7 protein-coding genes and 1 pseudogene are annotated in these 7,157 nt (G+C 63.6%); 3 read left to right on the forward strand and 5 right to left on the reverse strand.

From position 1 onward, the window contains the following. Window positions 1–139 (forward strand): annotated as a pseudogene (locus tag EOA85_RS39195) (nucleoside deaminase); the annotation flags it as partial. Window positions 140–168: 29 nt separating this feature from the next. On the opposite strand, the gene EOA85_RS22400 reads toward EOA85_RS39195, so the two are convergent. Further along, on the reverse strand, window positions 169–846 hold the full coding sequence (locus EOA85_RS22400) for a hypothetical protein (RefSeq protein ID WP_127211204.1): 678 nt from the start codon (window positions 844–846) through the stop codon (window positions 169–171). Window positions 847–1,035: 189 nt separating this feature from the next. Then, a complete protein-coding gene (gene ileS / locus EOA85_RS22405) occupies window positions 1,036–4,020 on the reverse strand; it encodes an isoleucine--tRNA ligase (RefSeq protein WP_127211205.1) in 2,985 nt (994 codons plus the stop codon). A gap of 54 nt (window positions 4,021–4,074) precedes the next feature. Between ileS and EOA85_RS22410 the strand changes: the two genes are divergently transcribed. Beyond that, window positions 4,075–4,290, forward strand: coding sequence for a hypothetical protein (locus EOA85_RS22410; protein ID WP_127211206.1), 216 nt, complete (start codon window positions 4,075–4,077; stop codon window positions 4,288–4,290). Window positions 4,291–4,326: 36 nt separating this feature from the next. Here the strand turns inward: EOA85_RS22410 and EOA85_RS22415 are convergent, their stop codons facing one another. Further along, a complete protein-coding gene (locus EOA85_RS22415; RefSeq protein WP_127211207.1) occupies window positions 4,327–5,139 on the reverse strand; it encodes a MipA/OmpV family protein in 813 nt (270 codons plus the stop codon). A 209-nt stretch (window positions 5,140–5,348) separates the two neighbouring features. Here EOA85_RS22415 and EOA85_RS22420 point away from each other — a divergent pair, with 209 nt between their 5' ends. Further along, a complete protein-coding gene (locus tag EOA85_RS22420; RefSeq protein WP_029354161.1) occupies window positions 5,349–5,903 on the forward strand; it encodes an HdeD family acid-resistance protein in 555 nt (184 codons plus the stop codon). Between the two features lie 2 nt (window positions 5,904–5,905). Here EOA85_RS22420 and EOA85_RS22425 read toward each other — a convergent pair whose 3' ends face one another. Both EOA85_RS22425 and EOA85_RS22430 read right to left on the reverse strand, forming a co-directional pair. Beyond that, window positions 5,906–6,889 carry a bifunctional riboflavin kinase/FAD synthetase gene (locus EOA85_RS22425; protein WP_127211208.1) on the reverse strand — a complete coding sequence of 328 codons (984 nt, stop codon included), beginning with the start codon at window positions 6,887–6,889 and terminating at the stop codon, window positions 5,906–5,908. Window positions 6,890–6,898: 9 nt separating this feature from the next. Then, on the reverse strand, window positions 6,899–7,157 hold a 259-nt coding region (locus EOA85_RS22430), incomplete at its 5' end, for an HAD hydrolase-like protein (RefSeq protein WP_164759804.1).

The raw sequence follows: 7,157 nt of genomic DNA on the forward strand, positions 1-7,157 counted from the left end.
GGGCGGCGCCGTGATCAACGGCGTGCGCTTCTTCGCCTCACCGACCTGCCACCATGTGCCAGACATCTATCCAGGCATGGCCGAAAACGACGCCGCGCTGCTCCTGAAGGATTTTTTCAGAGAGCGACGCGAACCGTAGCGTCGCCGGATTTCCCTGGCGCCGGCAGCTTACCACGGCAGCCAGTCGAACATGCCGCCGCTCTTGTTCTTGGCGGCCGCTTCCTTCTTGAGGCGGCGTTCTTTCTTGTATTCGTCCTCCCCGAGGTCGTCCACTGGCGCGGTGGCGGCAGCGGCGCGGTATTGCACCGGCGGCTCGCTGAGATATCTGCGGGTGTTCGGATCACCCTGCTTGGCTTCGGCGAGGCGGCGCTTGACCTCGGCGGCGCGGCCCTTGTCCGAATCCGCGGGCGTCCAGGCCGGCGGATGACTGGAAGCCGACTGCGCCATCGCAGTCTTGACCGCCGACGGATCCGTCTGGACGTCATCGACGATCTGCGCCTGATAGTCCGGATCGTCCTGATGGAGCGTCGCCTCGGCGCGCAGGCGAGCGCGGCGTTGCTCGGGCGATTCCGGCCAATCGGCGCTTGCCGTCGCGATGCTGTCCTGCGGCGGCGGCAGTTCCTTCTGACCCGGCGCCGGCTTCACCAGTTCGGGGCGCGGCTTGTAGTCGATCTTTTCCTTGTTCTTCGGCATGACTGTGAAAGCGCTGGTGAGATCGCCGGCAAGCTGGGCGGAGGCGGTCTTGTCGGTCCCGTAGGTCGGCGAGCCCATGCAGCCGGACAGGGCCAGGCCGGATGCGACAAGCGGCGCTAACAACGCAACGCGCGCGCAAGTTCTTTCGGTCATGGCAAAAAGTCCCACTCTAGCAGCCTCTCGATCGCCACCGGCCAAAGGCCCGGTCCCCCATCGTCTATGCTTCCGACGGAAATCCGGCGACAATTTGTCGGCCGGAGTTTCGCGTGTTTACCTCAACCACTCGTTAAGGGCAACGAGCGGGGGCTGATCAGCCGCCCGCCGTGGCATTTGTGCACCGCCTTATATACGACCAAGCGCCTTCAATTCATGCAGGACCGCCGCGTCACGCGCCGAAACGTCGGGGAATTCGTCGTCCTGCCCGACATCGGCCGTGTAGCGCCATGAGCGCGCGCATTTGACTAGGCCCCGGTCCTCGGCCTTCTCGACCACCACGGCGACTCCCTTGACGTCGTCCAGCGTGAAGGCACCAGAAGGCGCGTCGCCATGCGCAATGACCAGATCGCTGGTGATCGCCATTTCGGCCATGTCGACATCTGATATCGCCGCTTCGAGCGCCGCATCGTCGAGCATGACGACCGGCACCGCTTCCAGCGACGAGCCGATGACCTTCTGGGCACGTGCGATCTCCAGCGCGCCGGTGACGACACGGCGGACCTGCCGCACCTTGCGCCATTTTTCCGCCAGCGCCTCGTTCTTCCAGTCGGACGGGATTGGCGGGAACTGGTCGAGATGCACCGAGACGGCGTCCGGATGGCGGTCGAGCCAAGCCTCCTCCATAGTGAAGGGCAGCATCGGCGCCAGCCATTTCACCAGGCAGTCGAACAGATGGCGCACTACCTGCACGGACGCCTTGCGCTTTACGCTGGACGGCGCCTCGCAGTAGAGCGCGTCCTTGCGGATGTCGAAATAGAAAGCCGACAGCTCGACCACCAGGAAGTCGAGCAGCGTGCGGGTGATGCGCTTGAATTCGAAGGCGTCGTAGCCCGCGCGCACGACTTCATCGAGTTCGGAAAGCCGGTGCAGCATCAGCCGCTCCAGCTCCGGCATCTTGTCCAGCGGCACGTCCTCGCCATCGTCATGGGCAAGCGTGCCCAGCATCCAGCGGATGGTGTTGCGCAGCTTGCGGTAGGCGTCGACATTGGTCTGCAAGACGTTCTTGCCGAGCCGCTGATCCTCCCAGTAGTCGGTCGTCACCACCCATAGCCGCAGGATATCGGCGCCCGACTGTTTGATGACGTCCTGCGGCACCACGGTGTTGCCGAGCGACTTCGACATCTTGCGCCCCTCCTCGTCCATGGTGAAACCATGGGTGACGACGGTGTCGTAAGGCGCCCTGCCCCTGGTGCCGCAGCTTTCAAGCAGCGAGGAGTGGAACCAGCCGCGATGCTGGTCGGAGCCTTCGAGATAGACGTCGGCCGGCCACTTCAGGTCAGGACGATCCCCCAGGGTGAAGACATGGGTCGAGCCGGAATCGAACCAGACGTCGAGGATGTCCATCACCTGCTGCCATTTCGAGGCATCGTGGTTGCCGAGGAAACGCTCCTTGGCGCCGGCCGCAAACCAGGCGTCGGCGCCTTCCTTCTCGAAGGCGTCCATGATGCGCTGGTTGACCGCCTCGTCGCGCAGGACATTGCCGTCGGCATCGGCGAAGACGGCGATCGGCACGCCCCAGGCGCGCTGGCGCGACAGCACCCAGTCGGGACGCTCCTCGATCATGGCGCGGATGCGGTTCTGGCCGGCGGCCGGCACGAAGCGGGTGTCGTCGATGGCCTTCAAGGCACGGCTGCGCAGCGTCGTGCCGTCGCCGAGCTCCTTATCCATGTAGACGAACCATTGCGGCGTGTTGCGGAAGATGATCGGCTTCTTCGACCGCCACGAATGCGGATAGGAATGCTTCAGCCGGCCGCGCGCGAACAGCGCGTTGCGCTTGATCAGCTCGTCGATGACCGCCTGATTGGCATTGCCCTTCTTGCCGTTGTCGTCGATCACGCGGGCGGCACCGCCCTCGCGGTCCGGGCCGAAGCCCGGCGCATCCTTGGTGAAGAAGCCGGCGTCGTCGACAGGGAACGGGATCGCCGTGTCGATGCCGCGTTGGCGCAGTTCCGATGCAGCGTCCGTCCAGGCATCGAAATCCTCGCGGCCGTGACTGGGCGAGGTGTGAACGAAGCCGGTGCCGGCATCGTCGGTGACGTGGTCGCCGGCGAGCATTGGGACGGGGAAGTCGTAGCCGCCATTCAAATCTCTGAAGGGATGGGAAAGGGTAAGGCTTCCAAGCTCTTCGGCCGAAATGCTACGGAAGCGATTCATCGTCACTTTGGCTTTGGCCGCAGCCTCGTCCGCCAACGCGTCGGCAAAGATCAGTCTTTCGCCAGGCTGCGGGCCGAAAGCATTCTCGGCCGCAGTGACCTCGTAGAGGCCATAGTTGATGCGTGGCGAATAGTTTACGGCGCGGTTGCCGGGTATGGTCCACGGCGTGGTCGTCCAGATGACGACATGGGCCTCCAGCAAGTCCAGTGACGTCTGCGTCAGTTTTGGATCCAAGGCCGGCTGCCCATCTTCGACGTTGGTGACCTGACGAGCGAGGCTGACGACCGGAAACTTCGCCCAGATCGTGTCGCTCTCATAGTCCTGGTATTCGACCTCAGCCTCGGCCAGTGCTGTGCGCTCGACAACGCTCCACATCACCGGCTTGGAGCCGCGATAGAGCTGGCCCGACATGGCGAATTTCAACAGTTCGCCTGCGATGCGCGCCTCGGCATGGAACGCCATCGTCGTATAGGGATTGTCGAAGTCGCCGACGACACCGAGCCTCTGGAACTCGCCGCCCTGCACCTTGATCCAGTGCGCGGCGAACTCGCGGCATTCCTTGCGGAACTCGTTGACCGGGACCTCGTCCTTGTTCTTGCCCTTGGCGCGGTATTGCTCCTCGATTTTCCATTCGATCGGCAGGCCGTGGCAATCCCAGCCGGGCACATAGTTCGAGTCGTAGCCGCGCATCTGGAACGAGCGGGTGATGACGTCCTTGAGAATCTTGTTCAGCGCATGGCCGATATGGATGTTGCCGTTGGCGTAGGGCGGGCCGTCATGTAGCACATATTTTTCGCGGCCGGCGGCGTTTTCGCGCAGCTTGCGGTAAAGGTCCATGTCCTGCCAGCGCATGACCAGCAGCGGCTCCTTCTCGGGCAAGCCGGCGCGCATCGGGAAATCCGTCTGCGGCAGATAGAGCGTTTTGGAATAGTCGATCGTTTCAACAGTGTCGGTCATTGGGGTATCGGTCATTGGTCTGCCATATGCATTGCCCGGCAAAGAGCCCGGGCGTTGAACTATCATGATCTGGAAAAAGCGCGAGAGGCCGCGCGCAAAATTCCCGGCGGCTCCGGCGGCGCTCAAGCCGTCCGGAACACCGGGCTCGTAATTCGTATCGCAATCGCGAGAGGGCGCGAAACGCTCGTCATGGCCGGGTTTTTAACCGAGACAGGCGATATTGAAAAGCCCGAACTCTCGGTCCCTTCATTGCAGCTAATGACGTCATGATGCATCCGGCCGATAGGCGAGTGCCGGGCTAAGCACTCACATCGAGAAATCGAAGCGATAGGTCGTCGATACGCCGATCATGAACTGATCTCTGGAGCCGCGCTCCTTGACCAGGCTGGAATCGGCCGCCGGGCCCATCAGGCGTGAATATTCGCCGAACAGGCTGGCCGTCATCGGCTCGGTCACTTTCCAGGTCACCGCGCCGCCGAGGCCCGCCGACTTCACGCCGCCGCCCGGACGGTATCGGCTGAGGCCCGAAGCCACGGCTTCCTCGGCGTTGACGCCGTAATAGGCGTCGAAATAGTCTGACGAGGCAAACGAGACGCGCGGCCCGCCCGAAATTCTGACGTCGGGCGTCACATCATAGAATGCGTCGGCGGCGATGTCGGCGACAAAGCCGCTATGGGCGCGAATGCCGCGCCGCAATTCGGCGCGGGCGCGCAACCAGTCAAAAGGATAGAATTCGAAGAAGCCGCCGGCTTCGCCACCCCAGCGCACCGGGTCGAGGCCTTTCAGCTCGTCGGCGTCGTCATCATTGCGCGAAAACAGCAATTTTCCGGTCAGGCCGGCGCGGAGGCCGCCTTCGTCGATCAACGCCAGCGAAATGTTGTCGTTGCGCGAGGTGAAGCGGGCCGCAGGACCGGCCTTGCCGAGCGAGATGATCGGCTGGGCGCTGAGCAGGTACTTCTTGCCGCCCTCAAAGTTCGGCGCGACCATGCCGGTGGCGCCGACCGTCAGATACCAGTCGCCGGACAGCCAGCCCAAAGCGCCCTCGCCGGCTCCGGCGGCACCGGGCGCGCACAACACGAAGCTGGCCAAGACCACCTGAAACACCCTGACAGAACGCATCGTCACTCCATACGCACGAAACGCCGGCGGGAACAACCGGCCTGGCCAAGAGCCATGGCGCCGGTTCAGTAAACTTTGATTTAAATTCGAAACGCTGCCTCGCTTTTTTGGCGTGCGTCCGGTGCAAGCTGCTCGCTGGACGGGCAAGGCCTTCGGCGCTACCCTCCAAATCGGCAAGATGCCAGGCGACCTCGATGGAGATGGCGGCAATGACCCTGCAAGGCGATGCTTTAAAGGATGCGATTGGTCAGACGCGGGCGAAATGGGGATGGTTCGTCGGGCTCGGCGTGCTGCTGCTGATCCTCGGCGGAATCGCGTTCGGCAATCTGTTCATCGCCACGGTCGCCTCGGTCTATGTCGTCGGCTGGCTGATGCTGATGGCCGGAATCATCGAGATCATGCATGCCTTCGGTGTGAAGACATGGAGCCGGTTCTTCTACTGGCTGCTCAGCGGCCTTCTCTATGCAGTCGCCGGGTTCTTCGCCTTCTATAATCCGCTGCTGGCGTCGGCAGTGCTGACCTTCCTGCTGGCGGTCGCCCTTCTCGCCTCTGGCGTGCTCAGGGCCTGGGTCGGGTACAAGCACAGACCGGAAAAAGGCTGGGGCTGGCTGGTGGCGGCCGGCGTCATCAGCGCGCTGGCAGGCCTGGTCATCGCTATGGGCTGGCCAGTCAACAGCGTATGGGTGCTGGGGCTGTTTCTCGCCGTCGACCTGATCTTCCAGGGCTGGGCCTTCATTGCGGTCGGCCTGGCGCTAAAAAAATAAGCTCAAAAAGCAATGGCCGCGTCGAGATCGGAAAGCGGGCGGACGCCGGCAAGCAGCGCCCTCGCCTCGTCCTCGTCGCGCTTCATCTGCGCGACCAGCGCGTCGAGCCCGTCGAACTTCACCTCGGCGCGCAAGAAACCAAAGAAGGACACAGCGCATATCTCGCCGTAGAGATCGCCGGAGAAGTCGAAGACGAAGGTTTCCAGAAGCGGCGCGCCGTTGTCATCGACGGTCGGGCGGCGGCCGAAGCTGGCAACCCCATCATGAAGCGTGCCGTCGGCGCGACGGAAGCGGACGGCATAAATCCCTTCCTTCAAAGTGGCTTCCGGAGAAAGCCTCATATTGGCGGTTGGAAAGCCGAGCGTCCGGCCAAGCTGCTGGCCGCCAATCACCTCGCTCTCGACCGTGAAGCGGTAGCCGAGCAGGCCGGCGGCCTCGGCCACCGCGCCTTCGCACAGCAGCGCGCGGATCCGGCTCGACGACACCACCTCGGCGCCCTCGTCGCGAAACGCGTCAACCAGGGTGACGCCGAAGCCGTGGAGTTCGCCGGCCGCCATCAGATAGGCCGGGCCGCCTTGCCTGTCCTTGCCGAAGTGGAAGTCGAAGCCGGTCACTGCGTGACTGATGCCGAGGTTCCTGTCCAGCACGTCGGTCACGAACGCTTCCGCCGACAATGCGGCGAAGTCGCGCGTAAACGGCTGTTCGACGAGTGCGGCAAAGCCTAGATACGATAACAGCCGTGCTTTCATCGGCGGCGGCGTCAGCACGAACAGCGGTATCTCAGGCCGGAACACCTTTCTCGGATGCGGCTCGAAGGTCAGCACCAGAGCCGGCACGCCGCGCCGGCGGGCCTCGGCAAGCGCGCGCTCGAGCACCGCCTGGTGGCCGCGGTGCACACCGTCGAAATTGCCGATCGCCACCACGCCACCCCGCAAATGGGCCGGCAGCGGCGAGATTGCAGAAACGCGTTCGAAGGCTTCCGTCATCGAGCGACCCTACTGCAGTCTCGGAATGATCGCGACCGGCCGGTAGCCGTGCCTTTCCAGAAAGGCAATTAGCCTGGCCGGATCTGGTCGTAGCGGATCGCCGTAGTCGCGGGCATGGATGCCGCCCGACACGTAGAGCACGTCGAAGCCGTTGTCGGCAGCACCCTTGATGTCGGTCACCATGCCGTCGCCGATGGCCAGCACGTCCGAGCGCTCGACCGCGCGGCCGAGCAGGTCGGCGATCTCCTTCATCGCGACATCATAGACC

The organism is Mesorhizobium sp. M5C.F.Ca.IN.020.29.1.1, assembly GCF_003997375.1.
Lineage (GTDB): Bacteria > Pseudomonadota > Alphaproteobacteria > Rhizobiales > Rhizobiaceae > Mesorhizobium > Mesorhizobium wenxiniae.